Annotated in this window: 23 protein-coding genes; 8 read left to right on the top strand and 15 right to left on the bottom strand. The window is 53.8% G+C overall.

The genetic code is table 11. The annotated features are described in order from the left end of the window. Window position 1: 1 nt before the first annotated feature. The 4 genes from ybeD to PZBJ_RS15835 all read left to right on the top strand — a co-directional run bounded on the left by ybeD (window position 2) and on the right by PZBJ_RS15835 (window position 3,302). Entirely contained in the window at window positions 2-265 is a 264-nt protein-coding gene (gene ybeD, locus PZBJ_RS15820; protein ID WP_008103691.1) for a DUF493 family protein YbeD, read from the top strand. A 69-nt stretch (window positions 266-334) separates the two neighbouring features. Continuing rightward, window positions 335-985 carry a lipoyl(octanoyl) transferase LipB gene (gene lipB / locus PZBJ_RS15825; protein ID WP_101763254.1) on the top strand — a complete coding sequence of 217 codons (651 nt, stop codon included), beginning with the start codon at window positions 335-337 and terminating at the stop codon, window positions 983-985. Between the two features lie 176 nt (window positions 986-1,161). Beyond that, window positions 1,162-2,127 (top strand): lipoyl synthase, encoded by a 966-nt coding sequence (gene lipA / locus PZBJ_RS15830; RefSeq protein ID WP_101763255.1) that lies wholly within the window; start codon window positions 1,162-1,164, stop codon window positions 2,125-2,127. A 146-nt stretch (window positions 2,128-2,273) separates the two neighbouring features. Continuing rightward, window positions 2,274-3,302, top strand: a complete 1,029-nt coding sequence (locus tag PZBJ_RS15835) for a hypothetical protein (RefSeq protein ID WP_146001299.1) — start codon at window positions 2,274-2,276, stop codon at window positions 3,300-3,302. Between the two features lie 88 nt (window positions 3,303-3,390). On the opposite strand, the gene tatE is transcribed toward PZBJ_RS15835, so the two are convergent. The 6 genes from tatE to PZBJ_RS15865 all read right to left on the bottom strand — a co-directional run bounded on the left by tatE (window position 3,391) and on the right by PZBJ_RS15865 (window position 8,079). Next, window positions 3,391-3,594 (bottom strand): twin-arginine translocase subunit TatE, encoded by a 204-nt coding sequence (gene tatE / locus PZBJ_RS15840; protein WP_064740541.1) that lies wholly within the window; start codon window positions 3,592-3,594, stop codon window positions 3,391-3,393. 98 nt (window positions 3,595-3,692) lie between these two features. Next, entirely contained in the window at window positions 3,693-4,463 is a 771-nt protein-coding gene (locus tag PZBJ_RS15845; RefSeq protein ID WP_101763257.1) for an amino acid ABC transporter ATP-binding protein, read from the bottom strand. Then, window positions 4,460-5,419 (bottom strand): amino acid ABC transporter permease, encoded by a 960-nt coding sequence (locus PZBJ_RS15850; protein WP_101763258.1) that lies wholly within the window; start codon window positions 5,417-5,419, stop codon window positions 4,460-4,462. Before PZBJ_RS15850 ends, PZBJ_RS15845 begins: the two co-directional genes overlap by 4 nt. Beyond that, window positions 5,416-6,303 carry an ABC transporter substrate-binding protein gene (locus PZBJ_RS15855; protein ID WP_101763259.1) on the bottom strand — a complete coding sequence of 296 codons (888 nt, stop codon included), beginning with the start codon at window positions 6,301-6,303 and terminating at the stop codon, window positions 5,416-5,418. Before PZBJ_RS15855 ends, PZBJ_RS15850 begins: the two co-directional genes overlap by 4 nt. 19 nt (window positions 6,304-6,322) lie before the next feature. Then, the gene (locus PZBJ_RS15860) at window positions 6,323-7,117 is read right to left on the bottom strand and encodes a deaminated glutathione amidase (protein WP_101763260.1); all 795 of its coding nucleotides are present in this window, start codon (window positions 7,115-7,117) and stop codon (window positions 6,323-6,325) included. Window positions 7,118-7,119: 2 nt separating this feature from the next. After that, window positions 7,120-8,079, bottom strand: coding sequence for an ABC transporter substrate-binding protein (locus tag PZBJ_RS15865; RefSeq protein WP_101763261.1), 960 nt, complete (start codon window positions 8,077-8,079; stop codon window positions 7,120-7,122). Between the two features lie 137 nt (window positions 8,080-8,216). Between PZBJ_RS15865 and PZBJ_RS15870 the strand changes: the two genes are divergently transcribed. Beyond that, window positions 8,217-9,572: an aminotransferase-like domain-containing protein gene (locus tag PZBJ_RS15870; protein WP_101763262.1), complete on the top strand. Its 1,356-nt coding sequence runs from the start codon at window positions 8,217-8,219 to the stop codon at window positions 9,570-9,572. On the opposite strand, the gene PZBJ_RS15875 is transcribed toward PZBJ_RS15870, so the two are convergent. From PZBJ_RS15875 to PZBJ_RS24550, 4 genes are all read right to left on the bottom strand, one after another. Next, complete coding sequence (locus tag PZBJ_RS15875; RefSeq protein WP_101763263.1) at window positions 9,556-9,981, bottom strand: GNAT family N-acetyltransferase; 426 nt, start codon at window positions 9,979-9,981, stop codon at window positions 9,556-9,558. The two genes, PZBJ_RS15870 and PZBJ_RS15875, sit on opposite strands and share 17 nt — an antisense overlap. A 356-nt stretch (window positions 9,982-10,337) precedes the next feature. After that, on the bottom strand, window positions 10,338-10,547 hold the full coding sequence (gene cspE, locus PZBJ_RS15880) for a transcription antiterminator/RNA stability regulator CspE (protein ID WP_007890714.1): 210 nt from the start codon (window positions 10,545-10,547) through the stop codon (window positions 10,338-10,340). A 150-nt stretch (window positions 10,548-10,697) separates the two neighbouring features. Next, a complete protein-coding gene (gene pagP, locus PZBJ_RS15885) occupies window positions 10,698-11,270 on the bottom strand; it encodes a lipid IV(A) palmitoyltransferase PagP (protein ID WP_101763264.1) in 573 nt (190 codons plus the stop codon). Window positions 11,271-11,874: 604 nt separating this feature from the next. Further along, window positions 11,875-12,015: a small membrane protein YohP gene (locus tag PZBJ_RS24550; protein ID WP_476703809.1), complete on the bottom strand. Its 141-nt coding sequence runs from the start codon at window positions 12,013-12,015 to the stop codon at window positions 11,875-11,877. A gap of 202 nt (window positions 12,016-12,217) precedes the next feature. On the opposite strand from PZBJ_RS24550, the gene PZBJ_RS15895 reads away from it, so the two are divergent. Both PZBJ_RS15895 and PZBJ_RS15900 read left to right on the top strand, forming a co-directional pair. Then, a complete protein-coding gene (locus tag PZBJ_RS15895; protein WP_101763266.1) occupies window positions 12,218-12,463 on the top strand; it encodes a hypothetical protein in 246 nt (81 codons plus the stop codon). 106 nt (window positions 12,464-12,569) lie between these two features. Then, window positions 12,570-13,652: a malate/lactate/ureidoglycolate dehydrogenase gene (locus PZBJ_RS15900; protein WP_101763317.1), complete on the top strand. Its 1,083-nt coding sequence runs from the start codon at window positions 12,570-12,572 to the stop codon at window positions 13,650-13,652. Window positions 13,653-13,691: 39 nt separating this feature from the next. Here PZBJ_RS15900 and gntT read toward each other — a convergent pair whose 3' ends face one another. Further along, a complete protein-coding gene (gene gntT, locus PZBJ_RS15905) occupies window positions 13,692-15,008 on the bottom strand; it encodes a gluconate transporter (protein WP_101763267.1) in 1,317 nt (438 codons plus the stop codon). Window positions 15,009-15,291: 283 nt separating this feature from the next. On the opposite strand from gntT, the gene PZBJ_RS15910 reads away from it, so the two are divergent. Next, the gene (locus PZBJ_RS15910) at window positions 15,292-16,443 is read left to right on the top strand and encodes an iron-containing alcohol dehydrogenase (protein WP_233501651.1); all 1,152 of its coding nucleotides are present in this window, start codon (window positions 15,292-15,294) and stop codon (window positions 16,441-16,443) included. Window positions 16,444-16,475: 32 nt separating this feature from the next. Here PZBJ_RS15910 and PZBJ_RS15915 read toward each other — a convergent pair whose 3' ends face one another. The 4 genes from PZBJ_RS15915 to PZBJ_RS15930 form a co-directional block, all read right to left on the bottom strand. Continuing rightward, a complete protein-coding gene (locus PZBJ_RS15915) occupies window positions 16,476-18,404 on the bottom strand; it encodes a methyl-accepting chemotaxis protein (protein ID WP_101763269.1) in 1,929 nt (642 codons plus the stop codon). Between the two features lie 125 nt (window positions 18,405-18,529). Then, window positions 18,530-19,357, bottom strand: coding sequence for a Cof-type HAD-IIB family hydrolase (locus PZBJ_RS15920; protein WP_101763270.1), 828 nt, complete (start codon window positions 19,355-19,357; stop codon window positions 18,530-18,532). Window positions 19,358-19,465: 108 nt separating this feature from the next. Further along, the gene (locus PZBJ_RS15925; RefSeq protein ID WP_101763318.1) at window positions 19,466-19,945 is read right to left on the bottom strand and encodes an RcnB family protein; all 480 of its coding nucleotides are present in this window, start codon (window positions 19,943-19,945) and stop codon (window positions 19,466-19,468) included. A gap of 795 nt (window positions 19,946-20,740) precedes the next feature. Continuing rightward, on the bottom strand, window positions 20,741-20,971 hold the full coding sequence (locus PZBJ_RS15930) for a DUF1272 domain-containing protein (RefSeq protein ID WP_101763271.1): 231 nt from the start codon (window positions 20,969-20,971) through the stop codon (window positions 20,741-20,743). Between the last annotated feature and the right edge of the window lie 122 nt (window positions 20,972-21,093).

A 21,093-nucleotide genomic window follows, 5' to 3' on the forward strand; every position in this document is an offset into this window, starting at 1 on the left:
TATGAAAACCAAATTGAATGAACTGCTCGAATTCCCTACGCCTTTCACTTACAAAGTGATGGGTTTGGCGCAACCGGAGCTGGTTGATCAAGTGGTTGAAGTGGTGCAGCGCCACGCGCCAGGCGATTACAAACCGGACGTTAAGCCAAGCAGCAAAGGCAACTATCACTCTGTTTCCATTACCATCATCGCCACCCACATTGAGCAGGTTGAAACCCTGTATGAAGAGCTAGGCAACATCGAAATCGTGCGCATGGTGCTGTAATTCTGGCGCTGGCAAAGTCCGCTTTGCCAGCGTTATACTCTGCCTTCCACTCTTTACCGGATCTCTGCTTTGTCAGCTAATACGCTTCTTGTTCGTCAACTCGGCCAGCGCGATTGGCAACCCATCTCCGATGCCATGCATCACTTTACCGATCAACGCGACAGCAGCACTGCCGATGAAATCTGGCTGGTGGAACATCATCCGGTGTTTACCCAGGGTCAGGCAGGGAAAGCTGAACATCTGCTGATGCCGGGCGATATTCCGGTGGTACAAAGCGATCGCGGCGGCCAGGTAACCTATCACGGCCCCGGCCAACAGGTGATGTATGTGCTGATTGACGTGAAACGTCGCAAGATGGGCGTGCGCGAGTTAGTGACGGCGTTAGAAGAAACGGTGATCGCCACGCTGGCCGACTATGACATCAGCGCGCGGGCGCGACCGGATGCGCCGGGCGTGTACGTTGGCGATGACAAGATTTGTTCGCTGGGGCTGCGTATTCGTAAAGGCTGCTCGTTTCACGGCCTGGCGCTGAATGTGGCGATGGATTTAGCGCCGTTCCTGCGCATCAACCCGTGCGGATATGCCGGGATGCAAATGACGCAGCTTAGCCAGCTACAGCCGGGCGTTACACCGGCCGATGTGCAGCCGCGTCTGGTGCAGCATTTCGCCCGTTTAACCGGATTTACCCAACTGGAATGGCAAAGTGATGCCGCGGTCTGACCTTGACTGTACGTGCCTATTTACAAAATTGTAACTTTTGCACCGGCGAATCGGCTGCTTATGGGTAGACGAGATGATATAATTTTTGCCATATTTTCAAAAAAAGTTGAAAGCCTGGTTCTCAGTTTGAGTGAGGAAGCTTTCAAATCGCAATCCCGACCGGAACCTGCAGATTTATGAGTAAACCAATTCAGATGGAACGTGGCGTCAAGTATCGCGATGCCGACAAAATGGCGCTAATCCCGGTGAAAACCGTGATGGTTGAGCGTGAAGAAATTCTGCGTAAGCCGGAATGGATGAAGATCAAACTGCCTGCGGACTCCAGCCGCATTCAGGGCATCAAGGCCGCGATGCGTAAAAACGGTCTGCACTCGGTGTGTGAAGAAGCCTCCTGCCCTAACCTCGCAGAGTGTTTCAACCACGGTACCGCGACCTTTATGATCCTCGGCGCGATCTGTACCCGTCGCTGCCCATTCTGCGACGTGGCGCACGGCCGTCCGAATATGCCTGACGCTAACGAACCGCTGAAACTGGCACAAACCATCGCCGATATGGCGCTGCGTTATGTGGTCATCACTTCTGTGGACCGTGATGATCTGCGCGACGGCGGTGCCCAGCACTTTGCTGACTGCATCAGCGCGATTCGCGAAAAAAGCCCAACCATCAAAATTGAAACATTGGTGCCGGACTTCCGTGGTCGTATGGATCGCGCGCTGGAAATCCTCACCGCGACGCCACCGGATGTGTTTAACCACAATCTGGAAAACGTGCCGCGCGTTTACCGTCAGGTCCGTCCTGGCGCCAACTACGATTGGTCACTGAAATTGCTGGAGCGTTTCAAAGAAGCGCATCCGGATATCCCGACTAAATCGGGTTTGATGGTCGGTCTGGGCGAAACCAATGCTGAAATCATTGAAGTGATGCGCGATCTGCGTCGCCACGGCGTCACCATGCTGACGCTGGGACAGTATTTGCAGCCGAGCCGTCACCACTTGCCGGTGCAGCGCTACGTTAGCCCGGCCGAGTTTGACGAAATGAAAGAAGAAGCAATGGCGATGGGCTTCACCCATGCCGCCTGCGGCCCGTTTGTGCGCTCCTCTTATCATGCTGATATGCAGGCCAAAGGTCTGGAAGTTAAGTAATATGCTTCGCGATTGCGCTCTTACCAGGGTGCAATCGCAAATATCCCCTTAAAAGTCTTAATCCCTGTCTCAAATCTGTCGCTTTAATCGCTGAGGCCATAAGAGCCTATTTCTCTTTTCTCAGTGTTTATTTTGAAGGTCAGATAATGCAAGCATCCTCTCACTTAAAGGGGCTCGATTTTCTCCGGGAACCCGATTTGTCAGGTCAAATACCCGATGTGCGGCTCAACAGTGCATCCGGAGAGAGTTTGGATGCGCTTAAAGCGCGCACCACGCCCATAGATAACACCAATCCCTATACTTCATCTCACGCCTCATGTGCCAATGCATTTATCGCTACCGCTATCAGTATTGAGCATCGATACGATGAAATTCATTTAGAGTTGCCATTAAAGGGTCATGAAACTGTCGCTGTGATGCCCGAAGTGGTGCGACACATCATGCCTTATGCTGAAGATATTGCTTTTCAAACTTCTCAGGAGAATGTACTCCCTGTGATTAATGAAGAGCCTGAACCTGAATGGAATTTTGATTTGCTGGAAGCGAAATTCAATGCTCCTCTGCCACAACTGTGGCAACCGGCTATCGGCATGCACCACGAGAGTGTGGAAATTGCCACGCTACCTGAACGCGAGAGTGCCAAACCTCAACTTTTAGTACAGGTACAGTCAAAGGTTATCGCTGAAAATGAGGTCATCATCGATGATCTGAATGAGGATGAAGGGTCTTTCAGCGGTGATGCGCCAGTTGGTACGACGTTATACTTTTATCTTGATGATGTGTGGGTCGGCAGCTCTGAAATTGATAGCCAAGGCCGCTGGCAGTTTGAACTGCCCACCGATATTTCTGTCGCTCAGCATGTTTTTAGTGCAGTCCCCATTAATCCGCAAGGCGTAATGGGTGGCAAAGTTGATTATCCGTTTTTGACTAAGCCTAAAATAGGTGAAATCATTATGCCAATTGATGAGAGTGAATCAGACAAAATTGAAATAGCACTCATTGATGTTATTACAGCCGAGGAAGAAGAAAGACTATCGCTGATACCCTTAATTTTAACTGATGATATGTTGCAGGGCTGGCATACCCAGGATGGGTTGAGCGACTTTGATGGCTTATATGGCTCAACAATATTTGATGTGGATGAGCAGGAAATCATTTACGCCAATTGGCACTAAGACGCAAAAAACAAAAACCAGGCTGGCGACAGTCTGGTTTTTTATCAACGTAATAAATATTTACACTTATTGACGTTCGGCGCAGAGATTACTCTTTGTGGCTGACACGTTCAGCAGGCACTTCTTCAGCGCTGCTTTTGGATGCGCCGGATTCATCATCTTTCATGGCTTTTTTGAAGCCTTTGATTGCGGAACCCAGATCGCCACCCAGTGAACGTAACTTATTGGTGCCAAAAAGCAGTACGATGAGCGCACCGATGATCAGCAGTTTGGCAATACTGATACCTTCCATAATTTACCTTTCAACCAATGTGAAAAACGGACCTGACTATTAACGCGCAGTTTATAAACGGCCTCAACTGCAATCTGTAACAGAGTGAGACCGCCTGCTCAGATAAAGCGGCTGAGAAATGCCTGCGTGCGCGGATGTTGCGGGTTACCAATCACCTGCTCCGGACTACCCTGCTCCACTACCACGCCGCCATCCATAAACACCACGCGATCGGCCGCCTCACGCGCGAAACCAATTTCATGGGTCACGACAATCATGGTTAGCCCTTGATCGGCTAAGGTGCGCATAGTGGCCAGCACTTCGCCGACTAACTCCGGATCGAGCGCCGAAGTGGGCTCATCGAACAGCATCAGCGCCGGTTTAATCGCCAGCGCACGCGCAATCGCCACGCGCTGCTGCTGGCCACCGGATAGATGACGCGGCCAGGCATCGGCTTTGTCACTCAATCCCACGGTCGCCAGCAGCTCACGCGCATGCTTGAGTGCATCCTGCCGTGTAAATTTGTGCACACCTATCGGCGCTTCAATGATGTTTTGCAGCACCGTCATGTGCGGATAGAGGTTGAACTGCTGAAACACCATGCCGATTTTCTGGCGCTGATGAGCAATTTTACGCGCCGACAGACGATGCAGAATACCGCGCTTCAGTTCATAACCGATCTGATCGTCACCGACCACAATCGAACCGGCATTCATGTCTTCCAGATGGTTAATGCAGCGTAAAAAGGTGGATTTACCCGAACCTGATGGCCCGAGAATCACCACCACTTCACCGGGAAACACATCGAGATCGATGCCTTTCAGCACTTCATTATCGCCATAACTCTTCTGCACATTACGCGCACGCACCAGTGGCTGAACTTCACTCATACATCCTCCTTCAGACGGTGCGCGACGGCAGGCGCGGCTTCGTTAGCAGCAACGCGACGTTTATTCACCACCGTGCGGGTGGTGCCACGGGCGTAGTAACGCTCGATGGCGGACTGGCCAAGGTTAAGAATCGAGGTGATAAGCAGATACCAGATCACCGCAACCATCAGCATCGGGATAATTTCAAAGGTGCGGTTATAAACCGCCTGCACTGAGTACAACAGATCGCCCATAGCGATCACACTTACCAGCGAGGTCGCTTTGATCATGCTGATCAACTGGTTGCCGGTAGGCGGAATAATTGAACGCATCGCCTGTGGAATGATCACGCGGCGCAGCGCACGACTGCGACTCATGCCAAACGCCTGGGTGGTTTCGACCTGACCGTTATCCACTGACAGCAGGCCGGCGCGAATGATCTCGGCCATATAAGCCGCTTCATTGAGCGCCAGTCCGGCAATGGCTGCGGTCAGTGGCGTGATCAGATCGTTGGTGTTCCAGCTGGCAAAAGTGATATCCGTCCACGGAAGAGTGATTGCGATGGTGGGAAACAGCGTCGACAGGTTGTACCAAAAGATCAGCTGTACCAGCAGCGGCGTACCCCGGAAAAACCAGATGTAGAGGGACGATAAGCCGCTCAGCAATTTGTTTTCCGAGAGACGCCAGACGCCCAACAGCAGCCCGAGCAGCGTGCCGAGAATCATCGACACCACCGTCAAGCCGAGCGTGACCTGCAGGCCTTTCATCACCGAACCTTCGGTGAACCACTGCAGCACCACGTTCCACTCGAAATTGGGGTTGGTCGCCACCAGCCAGAGGAAGTTCGCGGCAATAACCAGCACCAAAATCCATGAGATCCAGCGCCCATAAGTGGGCGCACTGCGGGCAAAAGCCACATCGCGCTGCTGCACGTCGGCCTTATCCCTGGCTCGCGAATTGTTGGTGACCGGACTCATTTTGCTGCCCCTTGCGCCAGGTTACGTCCCGGTTGCTGCAACACGTTGCCGTCTAATTTCCACTTCTTCATGATGGCCGCGTAAGTGCCATTACTGAACAGCTCTTTGTACGCATCCAGCACCACGTTGCCGAGTTCAGAACCCTTGGGTACCACGGTGCCCTGGAAAATGTCGCCAAAGCCGTTTTTCTTGCCTTTGCCTGACAGCTCCAGCTGACCATTGGCCTGTTCGATGAAGTATGTCAGCGGCGCCTGCGAGGAGAAAAAAGCATCGGAACGTTTTGAACGCACGGCTAAAATCGACGATGGCTGGTCGGTGAAGGATTGCACCACCACCGCCGGTTTACCCGCCGCGACACAGGCATCGGACTGCTTGCGAATCACCTGCTCTGCTGAACCGGCCGCCATTACCGCAATGCGTTTACCGCAGGTATCTTCCAGACCGTTAATCTTCGAGGGATTGCCTTTCTGCACGCCAAACACCACGAACTCCTGCACGAAGTCGATAAAATCAACCTTCTGCTGACGATCCGGATAATCGCCAATCGGGCCAATCGCCATCTGGTAGCGGCCGGAATTAATGCCGGTGAGCACGCCCGATAAACCGCTGACGGTGGCATGTTCAATCTTCACGCCCAGCAATTGTGCCAGCGCTTCGGTGAGATCGGCGGAAGCGCCGTCCATTGAGTGCGGACCGTTAACGATCTCATACGGAGGAAAAGATCCGTTGTTCACCGAGATCATTTTACCGCTGCTTTTGATCTCTGCTGGCAGACGATCGTGCAGCGCCTGATCCACTTTTTGCGCAGGAATCACGTCGGCGGCCTGAGCGAAACAGGCCGTGAGGCCCAATGACAGCGCGATGGCGGTAGCAAGAATTTTCATCAGTCAGATTCCCCAGCGATCAAAGTGGTTTAAGTTCGGGACGCGCAAAACAGCGATTTTCCAGCACCGGCAGTACGCTGCGTGCGTAGGCGATGCGCTGTGGATCGAGATCGGCAAACACCAGCGCGGCCGATTCCGGCGCTTTGGCAATCGCCACGCCCAACGGATCGATTACCAGGCTGTTGCCGATATTGCGTGGCCCGCATTCGCCCACCGCCACCATGTAGCAGGTGTTTTCCAGCGCACGCGCGGTGGTCAGCAATTCCCAGTGCATCTCTTTCAGCGGGCCTTTCACCCACGCTGCCGGCAGCACCAGCACATCCGCGCCGTCAAGCACTAAGCGACGCGCCAGCTCCGGAAAGCGCACGTCGTAGCAGGTCATCAACCCGACTTTCATGCCCGCCACGTCAACCAGCGGCGGAATTTCGCGCCCCGGATTTACGCGCTGCGACTCCTGCATGGCGAAGGCATCGTAAAGGTGCAGTTTCACGTACTCGGCGATGATTTCGCCGTTGCGAATGGCGATCAGCACATTGAGCGCCTTCTGCCCTTCTGTCGGCACGTGCACGCTCATCATGGTGGTCAGATTGTTGCCTTGGCTAACCGCCAGCAGCTGCGTGACGAAAGGACCATCAAGTGGCTGCGCCGCTTTCAATACCAGATCAGGATCGGCGATATCACGCGCCAGCACGCCTTCCGGCAGCACCAGCAGATCAGCACCGCCTGCCAATGCCTGGTTCATCAATCCGATGCAGATATCGGTGTTTTCCTGCCATTCGCGGCTGACGGCAAATTGTCCCATTGCTACTTTCATGGTTATTCTCCTTGCGCCGCAGCCGGAAAAATCGCTTCCGGCGTCAGCAATGTTTGGGTTAGGCCTTGCTGGAACAGCTCATTCGCAAAGTCGGCAATCATCTTTTTGTTAACGGAAAATCCGTTCTGATTCCAGTTGGCCGGTAATTCCTGCGCGGTGCGCCGCAAATCGTCCAGCAGCCACGGCGTGGTGTCGGCGTATTTCTCGCGCTTCTTCATCCACATCTGGTACGAACGATCGATGATGTCGCTCAGCGCCTGAGGCAGCCACGGATGCGCCTCCGCTAAGGCGGGCTTCAGTGCCAGTAAGTGAATGCCCGGCACATAACCGACGCGATTAAAGTAGTCGCGCTCGGCAGCGGCAAAATCCACCTGCAGCTGACGCAAACCCGAATCGGCGAGGAAAAAACCTTCCGGCATAAAAGGGGTAAACACAGCATCCAGCTCGCCCGCTTTCAGCAACGCGATCAGTGGACGCTCACCTGGCGCCGGTTCAATACGCCCCGGACGACCAAAACCGGCCAGACGATCAACAATCGGGTGATCCTCAGTCAAACGCCCGGCAAACCAGTACGCATCATCAATCTCCACGCCCGCTTCACGCAGCACGGTGCGCGTCCAGGTGTTGCCTGAATCCTGCCAGCCGGTGACGCCGATTTTTTTACCTTTCAGCTGCGCTGGCGAGGTAATCGGGCTGTCGCTGCGCGTAATGATGCAGCGCTGACGGAAACCGCGCATCAGAAAGTGTGGCAGGCCCAACAGTGAAGTGTCACCTTTTGCCCGGGCCTGAGCAAAGCGGCTAAACGACACTTCACCGGCATCGTATTTATCGCTGGTGGCGAGGTTATCCACCAGCGTGCCAACGCGATCGATCTCCAGCGTGAAACCTTCCGGCTTGATATCGCCAAGTGCCAGCGGTGTGAAGTAATCCCAGTCACGTACCGCCAGTCTGATGGTTACCATAGTTTTGCCTTCCCCGTCTGTTCTGCCAGCCCTGCGGCTGTGATTATTTATGCAGCAAATAGTGCTTGAATTTGAGTCTAAATCGCGAATACTAATCTGAACAATCTATTATTTGTTACTGAACAAAGGATTTTCTTATGACGCAAAGTGTGGATTTGGAGTGGCTCAGCCAGCAGATCACGGATGCTTCGGTGAAAGGCATCACGCATGCGGCATCCACGCTAATTCGCGATGGGCAGATTGCGGTGGGCATGCAGATGCCGGCGGTACGCGAGTTGGCTGAGCGATTGGGCGTGAGCCCGGCAACCGTTTCCGCTGCCTGGGCGCAACTGAAGAAGCAGAAAGTGCTGGCGGGTAAAGGTCGCAGCGGCGTGTGGGTGAGCGGTAACAGCGTGATGCCGCGTCCGATTCGCTTCGAGAAGATCGGCAATTACGGCGAGAATATTCAGGCGTCACTGGCGATGGCCTCACCGGATCCAACGTTATTGCCGGATCTGCGTCGGGCGATGCTGGCGGGCATTGCGTCGCCGCAACTGAATAGTTATCAGCGTGAGGCGATTTCACCGCAATTGCAGGATGCCGTAACGCCACGTTGGCCCTATCCCGCCGAAGCCTGGTTGGCAACCGATGGCGGCTTCGATGCCATGAACCTGATCGTGCAGACGTTGCTGTCACCGGGCGATCGTGTAGTGATCGAAGATCCTACCGCCACGCGATTACTGGATATTTTAGACAACATGGGTGCAGAAATTCTGCCGCTGCCCTGTGATGAGCAAGGTCCCATTCCCTCGGCGCTGATCACGCTGATGCAGAAATCTCCGGCGATGTTTATCTATCAACCGCGCACACATTCCGCCACCGGAAACAGCGTGAGCCAGCGTCGCAGTGCAGAGCTGGCGCGCGTGCTGGCAAACAGCAGCACCGTCATTGTCGAAGATGACGGCATTGGCGATCTGTCGCGCTACCCGGTGTTTAGCCTCGGCTTCCACTATCCCGAACGCGTGCTGCACGTGCACTCGTTTTCCAAAGCTTATGGGCCGGATTTGCGGCTGGCGGTGTTATCAGGCACCGCAGAAATGGTGAAGCGCCTGCAAGCGTGGCGCAACTTTGGCGTGAGCTGGACCAGCCGTATTTTGCAGGATGCCGTGGCGTGGATGCTCAATGATGAAGAGACTCAGCAGCGTATTCAGCAGGCTAAAGCCACCTATGCGCAGCGTCGCCAGCAGTTACTGGCCGCGCTGGCGAAACGCGGTCTGGTGCTGGAAGAGCGCGATGGTTTGAGCGTATGGATTCCGGTGGAATCGGAGCAGTACGCGATGATCACGCTAGCCGCGCGCGGTATCGCCGTGCTGCCCGGAGAACGCTGTAGCATAAGCAGCCGGCAGTTCATTCGCGTCAGCGCGGCGCTGCTGCCTGTTGCACAACTCGACAGCATCGCCGATGCCATCGTGATAGCCAGCGGACGCGAGCTCAATCTTAACCCAGAGCTTTAATGTGATAGCGCGGTGATTCCACATAGCCTTCACGCGCATAGAACTGGTTGGCTTTGAGGCGCGATGAATGGCAGTGCACTTCCATACGGTCGCAACCGCGTGACCGCGCCAGCTGTTCGGCGTGGTTCAATAACTGCTGCCCGCTGCCTTTGCTGCGCTCGCCTTCGGCAATACAGAAGTAGCTGATGCGCGCAAAATCGCCGGCCAATGCCAGCTGCGGAATAAAGTGCAACGAGAGAAAGCCCAGCACCTGATTGCCGTGTTCCGCGACCAACAACATTTCATCGGGATGATGAATAAGCTGCGCCAAACGTGTATCGATAAATCCTTCCGTCGCGCTATAACCTAATTCGGTTAGCAACGCGCTCAATGCAAAACTGTCTTTTGCCTGTGCCTGACGTATGTTCATCCTGCCTCCTCATTTTCCCTGAGCAGTTATATAGCGTTGCCGGACAAAAATCTGCAAGTAAGCATTGTTGTGGCTATGTTACGGAAGTTATCTGTGAGATGTGCCGCAGAATCTGCCTTGTCACGAGAATGTCATAACGGCTTAAGGCTGGCTTAATCTGGCATTGGCATGCTGAGGGAAATATCTTTCTAAGGCAGGCGAAATGAAGAACCTTATTCCACGCACTTTCGATGAGTTAATGGCACTGAGCATCAGCATGCTTGCCTTAGCGAGCTGGATGATTATTTGGTGGCGAGCCTAAAAATGAATAAAAAAAACCCGCCAGAAGGCGGGTTTTCAGAATTCGAACTGTTAAATTACAGTGCGATAACGTTAGCAGCTGATGGGCCTTTAGCGCCGTCAGTGATTTCGAACTCAACGCGTTGACCTTCAGCCAGAGTTTTGAAACCGTTGCTGTTGATTGCAGAGAAGTGTACGAATACATCTTTGCTGCCATCTTCTGGAGTAATGAAACCGAAGCCTTTCGACTCATTAAACCACTTTACGTTACCTTTGATCTTAGACATCTATATTACCTTTACATGAAAAAAGGACACTAAACTGTGTCGACGTCTAGTACAGCAATTGCGGTGACATTTGTCCAGTGCGTTTTGATGAAAAAGTGATAAATATTGATTTTTTGCATGCCGATCACACTTTATGCGTGCCGCCAGCGCTTAAAACTCAAATCTCAGCCATGCAAAGTAAACGTTGCCGTTATTGTAAGTGCCAGGAATATAAGTCATTTGGAAAGTGGCTGGACCATATCCAATTGATGCTAAAGGCAATATCAGCGGAACCGGGATGTAGCGCCAGTTATCCCGCGCCGTTACACCCGCCGTGTATCCGGCGCCCAAATGAAAGTTCTGATCGCTAAGCGGTCGCCAGGTCGCTTCCCAACCGTAACCGCCAATCGGCTCCCATTTATTGAAGGAGTCCTTGAACGCCATCAGGTACAAACCGTGCCAGTTACCTTTCTCATCCCAGCGCGAAACGCCCGCACCTGCGCCCCACGGGCGCTCGTTGTATTTATCGATGTGTTCATCGTCGTAAGTCCAACGGTTGTGCCAGGTAATCGCCGGCAGATAAAAATCATAATTCTGCGGTTGCGACCAGGTTTGCGACACGTTATCGCTAAAGGTGTTCCAGCCTGATTTGATGGCTTGTGAAGTTGTTACCGCTGATGCCGAAAATGAGACCGATGAGGTCAAAATGCAGCCTAACAAAACTGCAGAAAAGTGCCGATTCACAACGTAATTTCCTGTTAATTCATGCTGAAAAAATGCACTACCCTGAGGTAAATTTTTCAGATTCTTGTACGACGCATTCCTAAGTAATCGCCAAAAGGATATTAAACAACAGGCTTAATATCTCCAGGCTAATTCTCGGTTGACGGCGAATTTTACCTCATGCGGAACGTGAAATTGAAACGCCGGATAAACGGAAAGGTATTACTGAGGGATGTACACAAAGTGCAATCATGTTGTGATGATGACGGCAAGCAATGAGATAGCTTTCAGTGACTTAGTGTCAACTATTCACGCATGGAATAAATTAACAAAATTTATCAATTGAACTCGCCCGACGAATAAGATAAATCTCGATACTCCAGGACGGAGATGGGGAAAAAACTGACATGACTATTCGTTGTAGCCGCTGCGGTTGCACTAAATTTTTTTACACCTTAACGGACTGCAAACAGGTCGATGCAATAAATCATCATGGCGCCTGCTGCGCACAATGTCAGAAACCGTTGACGCTGGGCGATCTTATCCTGCCGATTGCGTCTTTTAATGACAGCGAAAAATCCTATGCTGAATAAAAAATTCAGGCACCCGCAGGTGCCTGTTGTTGTCAGAAAATCAGTTTAAAGACGCCTGTTAGTGTCAGTAACCCAACGATGAAGATGATGGCGATGACCCACAGAATTATTTTCATTGTTCGCTCCTTCAAGTATGAAAAATAACGTGTCTGCTTACCAGTATAGATGATCATTCTGCTTTCGCTGGGCGCTGCGAGAGTGGTCACAACCCTTTGCTATCGTTTCGCTTAATGCCGATTGAATTCTGCGAGACGGGTCGCAGCCTGCGATTTTCCCTCTCCTTGATTCCGCACTCAGCGCCTGTCGACAGTCTAAACTTATAGCGCCTGAAGAGGCCTCGATTGTTATCAATGCCGACGTAACAAGGAGATTCTTATGAGCACGATTAATACCAGCATGGGGCGTTATAGCCTTAAGGCAAAGGATTACGGCAACCACATCAGCGGCAGTATTGCGATTAATGATGAAGGTGGCACGCAACTCACCCTGCAGGAGTTTGAAGAGCACTATCTTGACGATGTCGTCAACAATGTCATTTATCCGATCACTGGCGGAAACCGTGAAATTACCCGCGCGCTGCGCGATCAGATGGTCAAAGCAGGCTTTGAACAGCCGCACTGAGTTTTTGGGCCACACGTTGTGGCCCTTTACTTCTTATCATTGACTTGCGGTTATTACTGGTTTCAGCACAGGATGCATGATTGTTCATGATAAGGAGATTGACCGTATGAGTACTCTGCATCTTATTCCCCCTTCTCGCCTTCATCAGTTTGTTCAAGCCATTTGGTTACATGCTGGCAGCAGCGCCGAAGAAGCGCGCCTGGTCGCCGACCATTTGGTGGCCGCGAATCTGGCGGGTCACGATTCACACGGCGTTGGCATGATTCCGAGCTACATGAAATCGCTGGCACAGGGCTTTTTGCAACTCAACCAACATGCCAGCGTTGCAAAAGACGCCGGCGCGGTGCTGACGCTGCACGGGCACCACGGTTTTGGTCAGGTCGCGGCCTTTGAGGCGATGCAACTCGGTATTGAGCGCGCAGCCAGGTTAGGTATTGCGGCGGTTGGTTTACACCATTCGCACCACATTGGTCGCATCGGCCATTGGGCAGAACAGTGTGCGGCCGCCGGTTTTGTCTCGTTCCATTTTGTTAACGTGATGGGCGATCCGATGGTCGCGCCGTTTAACGGTAGCGATCGTCGTTTTGGCACTAATCCTTTTTGCGCCATTTTCCCGCGCCCCAATGCCAAACCACTGCTGCTCGATTTCGCCACCAGCGGCATCGCCTTTGGTAAAACGCGAGTAGCGTGGAATAAAGAGCAGCAGGTCGCGCCAGGTTATCTGATTGATCATCACGGCCAGCCGACCACCGAGCCAGGCGTGATGCACCAGGCGCCGTATGGTTCACTGATGCCGTTTGGTCTGCACAAAGGCTATGCGCTGGCAACCATGTGTGAAATTCTCGGCGGCGCGCTGTCCGGCGGACGCACCACACATGATGAGACGCTGGTCACCAGCCACGATGCCATTTTCAACTGCATGACCACCATCATCGTGAATCCGGATGCGTTCGATGCGCCTGCGATGCAGGAAGAAGCGGAATCATTCCTGGATTGGGTGAAACAGTCGCCGCAAAGTGGCGATGCACCGATTCAGGTGCCCGGCGAGTGGGAAGAGCAAAACCGCGTGGCACGTGAACGCGATGGCATTCCACTCGACAGCAACAGCTGGGAGCAAATCTGTGACGCGGCGTTACAAGCGGGAATGCCGCAAGAGGAACTCGCGGCGTTCCGCGCCTTAACGCAGTAAACCGCAAGCGGCTGAGGCGCAGTGCCTCAGCCTTGATGCTTAGATGACGTTGGCGAGCAGTAAGCAACCCAGCAAACCGCACACCGAAATAATGGTTTCCAGCGCCGACCATGAGCGGAAAGTTTCGCCGATGGTCAGGTTGAAATACTCCTTAAACAGCCAGAAGCCCGGATCGTTGACGTGAGAGAAAATCACGCTGCCGGAGCCGACCGCAATCACCATCAGTTCCGGACTGGCGCCGCTGGTGATGATCAACGGTGCGACAATCCCGCCTGCCGTAATCGCCGCCACGGTAGCGGAACCCAGCGCAATACGCAGCACCGCAGCAATCGACCACGCCATGAAGATCGGCGACAGATTGGTTTCATGCATCATGCTGGCGATATATTTATCGACGCCGCTGTCCACCAGCACCTGTTTGAACGCCCCGCCACCACCAATCACTAACAGCATCATGGCGATGATCTTGATCGAATCGGTGATGGTGCCCATCACGTCATCCATGCTGCGGCCACGGTTGAGACCAAAGGTGAAGATGGCAATCAGCACGGCAATCAAGGTTGCCATAATGGGGTCACCAAAGAACTCGGCATACGGCAACAACACGTGACCTTTCGGCAGCAGCATCTCCGCCACCGCGCGCAACGCCATCAGCACCACCGGCACCAATGCCGTCCAGACGCTGACGCCAAAGCCAGGCATCTCCGCTTCGGTAAAGGTTTTCGGGTTCCACAAGCCTTCCGGGATCGGCTTATCAATGCCTTTCAGGAAGCGCGCATAAACCGGACCGGCAAGAATAACGGTTGGAATCCCCAGCAGCGTTCCGTACAGCAACGTTTTACCCATATCGGCGTTAAACAGCGTGGCGATCGCAGTTGGGCCCGGATGCGGTGGCAGGAAACCGTGTGTGACCGAGAGCGCGGCCGCCATCGGCACACCCACGTACAGCAGCGGTACGCGCGCGGAGGCGGCGATGCTGAACACCAACGGCAGCATCAGCACAAAGCCCACTTCGTAGAACAGCGCAAAGCCGACGGTGAAGCCGGTCAGCACCAGCGCCCACTGAATATGCTTCTCACCAAATTTAGCGATTAACGTGGTGGCGATTCGCTGCGCCCCGCCGCAATCCGCCAGCAGTTTACCCAGCATCGCGCCGAAGCCCATGATCAGCGCGAGGCTGCCCAACGTGCCGCCGACGCCGGTTTTAATCGAAACGATAACTTTGTTGACCGGCATGCCCTGCATCATGCCAACGGCCAGCGCCACCAGAATCAGCGCAATAAATCCGTTCAGTTTGAAACGAATCATCAGCAACAGCAGTAACGCTACGCCAATCGCCACATAGAGTAATGGCATAATTTTTCTCCACTTTTGCGCACGGTAAGTTACCGGCAGCGGTTTATTTTGGTTATCCCAGAGGACATGAGAATCAACAACGTGCACCACAGTAAACATCCTGCTGAGCAATGTTACGGGTATCATGTTAAGGGTAACATTGCGTACAAAGCACCTGGCGCCGCAGCGGAATTTCTGTTTTGCGAAGGTGATCAACTTTTTGCCAGCGGGTTATCAGAATGTTTGCAGCGGGAGTGTCATGGCTTATGGTTACACTTAGGTCTTTGAGCCAAACAAGAAGGACGTGCAGGTGAGTGAGAATCTGATCGAGTTGTACAGTAATCAACAAACCCTGTTTGGGCGCGGCAGCATTGACCAACTGATTCCGCTGCTGGCGGCCAATACCCAGCCGACGCTGCTGTTTTGCGGCCGCTCATTCCTGAATGGTCCGGCCTGGACGCGCTTAGGTGCCGCGCTCAACGATCACATCATCGGTTACGAGATTGTCAGCCATGAAGCCTCGCCAGATGAGATTGATGGCTGGGTGCGACGCTGGCGCGGCCATGTTGATCGCGTGGTGGCGATTGGTGGCGGCAGCGTGCTGGATGCGGCTAAAGCCTTTAGCGCGATGATGCAGCACCCGCTGAATACCGCGCGCTATCTGGAGAAAGTCGGTGATACGCCAGTGCAAGCGGTGACCTTGCCGCTGATCGCCATTCCCACCACGGCCGGCACCGGCAGCGAAGCCACGCAGAACGCAGTGGTGACCGATCAGCAGCATATTCAGGTCAAAGCGTCGCTGCGCCATCCGGTGTTTGTGCCGCAGGTCGCAATTCTCGATCCTGATCTGCTAAAAGGCGCGCCCGACAGCGTGCTGGCAACCTGCGCCATCGATGCCTTCACCCATCTTTTCGAAGCCTATCTGTCGCGCAAAGGCAATTTGTTCACCCAGCAAACTGCGCTTAATGGGCTGCGACTGTTCTTCCAGGCCTGGCCAGATTTAAACCGTGACGACGAGCGTGGAGATGCCGCGCGCGAAGCGATGATGATGGCGTCATGGTTGGGTGGCGTGTGTCTGAGCAGCGCCGGATTGGGCGTGATCCACGGCATTGCCGGTGAGTTAGGGGCGATCAAGCCGTTCCATCACGGCGAAGTGTGCGGACGTTTACTGTTCCCGTTCCTCGAGGTGCTGGCAGAAACCGAGCATGCTGAACAGCAACGTTTGATGGCGCAGTTCGGCCAACAGCTGCTGCCGGACGATCCCGCGCCGCCCGCGCTGGCGTTGAAAGCCTGGATCCAGCAGCAGGCGATCGTGCCGTTCTGGTTAGAGGGCCCAACGCTGTCAGCCACCGACGTTGACTGGATTGTGTCACGCGCCAACAGCAAAAACGGCTGGGTCAGCTACGATGCACCGACGTTAACCGAGATGATCGCCGCCGCCTGGCGCATCGTCTAAATGATAACGGGCAGCCGACGCTGCCCGATTTTTTACTGCTCAGCCACTTTAAACATCGCCATCTCTTGCGCCAGCTGCGCCGCTTCATCACGCAGCGCCTGGGTATTTTCGGCGGTTTGCGTCACCAGCATCAGGTTTTGCTGAATACCGCGCTCCATCTGTGATACGGCCAGCGTCACTTCCGCGATACCTTTGCTCTGCTCATCACCGGCCACGCGCATCTCGCTGACTACCTGCTTCACTTTATGCACGTCGGAAACCAGCTGCGAAAGCTGCTGCCCCGCGCCTTCCACCAGTTTACTGCCGGCCAGCACGTTGCTGTCGGAATCGGCAATCAGCGCTTTGATCTCCTGCGCCGCCGTGGCGCTGCGCTGCGCTAAGGCCCGCACTTCAGATGCCACCACAGCAAAACCACGCCCTTGCTCACCGGCGCGTGCCGCTTCCACCGCCGCATTCAGGGCAAGGATGTTGGTTTGAAACGCGATGCTGTCGATCACCGTCAGAATCTCCGCCACGCGGCGCGACGAGGATTGAATAGCGCCCATGGTGCTCACCACTTCGCCCATCACTTCGCTGCTGCTGCGGGCAATCTGCGCGGTCTGTTCGGCGGCAGCATCGGCCAGTCGGGTATTTTCGGCATTTTGCTGCACGGTGGCGTTAAGCTGCTCCATCGCCGCCGCACTCTGCTCAAGCGCCGCAGCCTGCTCAGCGATTTTCTCCGACAGCGCGGTGTTGCTGTGCGCTAATCCCGATGCGTTGGCCGCCACCGTTTCGCCGCTGCCCTGCACGCGGGTAATCACGCCAGCGATCTTATCGACAAAGCTGTTGAACGCACCGGCAATATCCGCCAGCTCATCGCGCCCACTTTTGGTCAGACGGCGGGTTAAATCGCCATCGCCATTGGCAATCTCATCCAGCGCCGCGTGCGTGGCCTTCAGACGTTGGCCAATGCGTTGGGTAAACGCCCAGGTTAACAGCAGCAGCACGATCATCGCCGGAATCAGGAAAGTGAAGATGTCGCGCATCATGGTACGCGCCAGGCCGCTGACGGCACTTTCCGGCGTTACCAGACCAATCACCCAACCGGTGCCGGGCATGCGGAACAGCGTCACCTGCGCGCTGTTGTGCAAGTAGCCGTCTGCAAAATCCGACAGTTGTAATACATCGCCATCGCCCTTCAGCTGGGCGATACGGGCGGCCAGCGGCGCCAGCCAGCTGGATTTTTCCGCCAGGCTGCTCAAGGTGGTGAGCGATTTCATATCCTGGCCTGGGTAATAGAGCAGATTGCCCGCGCTATCGAGCGCAAAGGCATAACCGCCCGTCACCTGCCCTTTCTGCTGCATAAAGCCCGCAAGATTATCCAGCTGCACATCCAGCGTTGCGACACCGGCAAACCGATCGCCCGCCGCATACGGCACGCTGCAGGTGACCATTTTCACACCGGAGACCGGATCCTGATACACCTCCGACCAACCGCAACGATCGCGCGGTCCGTTACGCACCGCGCTGTACCAGCTTTCCTGTTGATAGCCGTTGCCCGCAGGCAGGTTGTAGTCATCGGAATAGGCCAGCGCGCCATCACCCTGACGCGCCCAGAAGAAGCTACGACGCTGCACTCCGGCGCTAAACGCATCGGGTTCCGGCCACACGCCGCCGCCGGCAATGGTTTTATTGCCGCTGCTGTTGATGATTTGTGGGAAGCTTTGCTGCCACAGCGTGGCATCGTGCGGCAACACTTCAGCAAGGCGCGCCATGCTGACGGCCTCGCCTTCAATGCGCACCAGCTGCTGATTTAATTGGCTGACCAGATTGCTACCGGCCTGCTCAATCAGCGTATGGCTGGCTTCGATGACGCGCGGCTGACCGCGCAACAACAGAACGGAAAACACCACTGCGGTGGTGACGCACAGTAATAGCAGGCCACCCAGCGTCATGCGGGCAGCCAAACGGGTTGGCAACATAATTTATCCTTTCTAACCGACTGCATTAACGATTGAGATAAGAAGTGCCGCTCAGCGGCGAATTGTGCGTTCCGTCACAATCGAATATCGGCAAAGCAAGGATTAAATTCAGCTAAAAATGACGATCAGATGACAAACGGCGGTTTACCGGCCAGCATCTGCTCAATCACCTGTAAAACGCCCTCGTCGTTATTGCCCGGCGCTTCAAAGCGGGCCGCATCTTTGACCTTCTGCGGTGCGTTCGCCATGGCAAAGCTGAAGCCCGACTGCTGCAGCATTTCGAGATCGTTACCGCCGTCGCCAAACACCAGAATTTCACTGCGTTCGATGCCCCAGCGTTTGCCCAACAGATCGAGGCCGTGACCTTTATGGTTGCCCGGCACGATCAAATCCACCGATCCATGACCGCTGGACGTGGCGGCAGCCGCCCCCTGATGCAGACGCTCAATGTCCGCCATCAGCGGTTCCACGTAATCATCAGACAGATTCAGCGCAAACTTGAACAGCTTATCGCCCGCCACGTCATCGAGGCTGCGAATCGCCTTCAGGCGGTGGCAATAGTGACGCATTTTCACCAGCCACTTTTCATCAAGGCCTTCGAAGTAGTACGCGCTGTCGCGTCCGCACAGGATGTAACGCAGTTCGGGATAGTTACCGTTGTGCAACGTATCCAGCACCGCATCAATATCCGGACGAGAAAACTCGCCGCAGAATAACTCTTCATCACAATCGATAATCCACGCGCCGTTCTCCGCCACGAAGGCAATTTCGTGGGCGATCTCAGGGAAGAAGGATTTGAGTTGGTAATACTGGTTGCCGCTGGCTACCACAAACTTGATGCCGCGCTGCTTCATTTCCTGATAGCAGGCGTTAAAACGCGCGCGATTGTACTGTTTATTGTCGTCGAGAAAGGTGCCGTCTTTATCCACCGCCACCATTTTTACCACGGTCATCATCACTCCTTAACGTATCGAAAGGAAAAACGGGTCGTAGAGAGAATAACCTGGTGAGCGGATAAAGCGCAGAGAAACACGGATGGCCGCAGCCATCCGCCGGGGAGATTAGTTGAACGCGCCGTTGAGCAGAATCGCGGTAATGATGCCGGTTGCTGCGGCCACCAGCACGTAATTACCGTCGATGTAAGCCCAATGCTCACCGCGCGGTGGTTCATACAAACCACGGTCGCGCCAGTCATCTATGCGATAATGCGGACCACGAAACTCCGGCGGTGCCGGATATCCGCGACGGAAGTCATGTCCGCCCCAAGCGAAGCGGTCGCCACCATGATGCCCTTCCGGCATACGATGGTCAGCATAACGGTCATGACGATCCGGGCCGCGATCGTGACCACGGTCGTGATGATTGCCGCGATCCGGTCCGCGGTCGCCGCCACGATCCGGGCCACGTCCGTGGTCCTGATGCTGGTCGCCGCCGTGCGGCTGCCAGCGCTGGTCACCTGGGCCGTCTGCCCACGAGACGCTAGAAAACAGTGTGCTGCATGCAATAAATGACGCAATAAGAGTTAATGTTGTTTTTTTCATGGTGTTGCCTCCAATGATAACGGCGGTTGCTGTGCCGTTAAGCATTACTATTGATTAACTGGAGACAGAAAAGCATTTCCAAAACTCTTAAAAACCGCATACTTACAGGAAATTACGTCAACTTATCACTTTCTTAACGATTGTGTATTTTCTGACATTAACGGGATCGAAGAGACGAATCAGCGTTTATTGCGGCGAGAGCGGGAAATATAAAGAAAAACCCGATCGCAAGGATCGGGAGGATAATTCAATTTCCATAAATTGCATAAAGGGGTAAACCCTGCAAAAGTGAGGGTAAAACTGAAGCACACAACGCCACATCACTAGCATTGCCAGCAAACAATACCATTTAAAATTGAAAACTTCTTTTGAAAAGGGCTATTTTTCAGAAAAATACGCAAAAAATAAATGACAGAAAAATATTATTTTAGGAACGTTGTTTCAGGATAAATAAGGTCTGTGCTCTGACCAGATTCAGCAAAGACACATTAATTAGGCTTTCAAGCAGCTAATCCACGCTATCAGAAATGGTAAATATCCCTTTAAAAACAACACCATTAACGTCTTAAGCCTTTTAATTCCAGCACGCCACACGCGCAACCTGATGAGTATTTAACAATTACTGCTCCTTATTAGGCCCGGATTGTTTATCACCAACATTAATACACAGCGGTGATTACTATCGTGCTCAAAATTACCCTGCTTGCGTAACGTTTAAATATCACGAGGCAGCCTGATAAACTATTTAGGGTAAACGTTTACATGAGCAGAATATTCGTTTGCACGCTCACTATCTCATGAAGAAGATAAATGGCGCGTTGAGGACGCCGGATGACGTGCTAACGCTGCAGCAGGACGAATCGGTCGACGCACCAGCTCACCGCTGCAATTCGGGCAGCGCTGCGCCAGGATACCTTCCGCGCACGCCACACAGAACGTGCATTCAAATGAACAGATGCGCGCCTCAAGCGACTCCGGCGGCAGATCTCTATCGCAGCATTCGCAGTTAGGACGTAGTTCCAGCATGATTTCCTCCGGTGAGTTTCAGCCACCATCATCACCGTAATAGTGCTGCCGCGCCAGCCAGTGAACAGACATCAGGCGGACAAATCGGGACATCTTGTGTCTGCTCTCTTCACGAGCTTGAG

Origin of the sequence: Pantoea endophytica (genome assembly GCF_002858935.1) — a bacterium.
GTDB lineage: Bacteria > Pseudomonadota > Gammaproteobacteria > Enterobacterales > Enterobacteriaceae > Pantoea > Pantoea leporis.

Coding starts and splice junctions, on each gene's coding strand:
- ybeD (WP_008103691.1), top strand. CDS start 2: ATGAAAACCAAATTGAATGAACTGCTCGAATTCCCTACGCCTTTCACT.
- lipA (WP_101763255.1), top strand. CDS start 1,162: ATGAGTAAACCAATTCAGATGGAACGTGGCGTCAAGTATCGCGATGCC.
- PZBJ_RS15835 (WP_146001299.1), top strand. CDS start 2,274: ATGCAAGCATCCTCTCACTTAAAGGGGCTCGATTTTCTCCGGGAACCC.
- tatE (WP_064740541.1), bottom strand. CDS start 3,594: ATGGAAGGTATCAGTATTGCCAAACTGCTGATCATCGGTGCGCTCATC.
- PZBJ_RS15845 (WP_101763257.1), bottom strand. CDS start 4,463: ATGAGTGAAGTTCAGCCACTGGTGCGTGCGCGTAATGTGCAGAAGAGT.
- PZBJ_RS15850 (WP_101763258.1), bottom strand. CDS start 5,419: ATGAGTCCGGTCACCAACAATTCGCGAGCCAGGGATAAGGCCGACGTG.
- PZBJ_RS15855 (WP_101763259.1), bottom strand. CDS start 6,303: ATGAAAATTCTTGCTACCGCCATCGCGCTGTCATTGGGCCTCACGGCC.
- PZBJ_RS15860 (WP_101763260.1), bottom strand. CDS start 7,117: ATGAAAGTAGCAATGGGACAATTTGCCGTCAGCCGCGAATGGCAGGAA.
- PZBJ_RS15865 (WP_101763261.1), bottom strand. CDS start 8,079: ATGGTAACCATCAGACTGGCGGTACGTGACTGGGATTACTTCACACCG.
- PZBJ_RS15870 (WP_101763262.1), top strand. CDS start 8,217: ATGACGCAAAGTGTGGATTTGGAGTGGCTCAGCCAGCAGATCACGGAT.
- PZBJ_RS15875 (WP_101763263.1), bottom strand. CDS start 9,981: ATGAACATACGTCAGGCACAGGCAAAAGACAGTTTTGCATTGAGCGCG.
- cspE (WP_007890714.1), bottom strand. CDS start 10,547: ATGTCTAAGATCAAAGGTAACGTAAAGTGGTTTAATGAGTCGAAAGGC.
- PZBJ_RS24550 (WP_476703809.1), bottom strand. CDS start 12,015: ATGATCATCTATACTGGTAAGCAGACACGTTATTTTTCATACTTGAAG.
- PZBJ_RS15895 (WP_101763266.1), top strand. CDS start 12,218: ATGAGCACGATTAATACCAGCATGGGGCGTTATAGCCTTAAGGCAAAG.
- PZBJ_RS15900 (WP_101763317.1), top strand. CDS start 12,570: ATGAGTACTCTGCATCTTATTCCCCCTTCTCGCCTTCATCAGTTTGTT.
- gntT (WP_101763267.1), bottom strand. CDS start 15,008: ATGCCATTACTCTATGTGGCGATTGGCGTAGCGTTACTGCTGTTGCTG.
- PZBJ_RS15915 (WP_101763269.1), bottom strand. CDS start 18,404: ATGTTGCCAACCCGTTTGGCTGCCCGCATGACGCTGGGTGGCCTGCTA.
- PZBJ_RS15920 (WP_101763270.1), bottom strand. CDS start 19,357: ATGACCGTGGTAAAAATGGTGGCGGTGGATAAAGACGGCACCTTTCTC.
- PZBJ_RS15925 (WP_101763318.1), bottom strand. CDS start 19,945: ATGAAAAAAACAACATTAACTCTTATTGCGTCATTTATTGCATGCAGC.
- PZBJ_RS15930 (WP_101763271.1), bottom strand. CDS start 20,971: ATGCTGGAACTACGTCCTAACTGCGAATGCTGCGATAGAGATCTGCCG.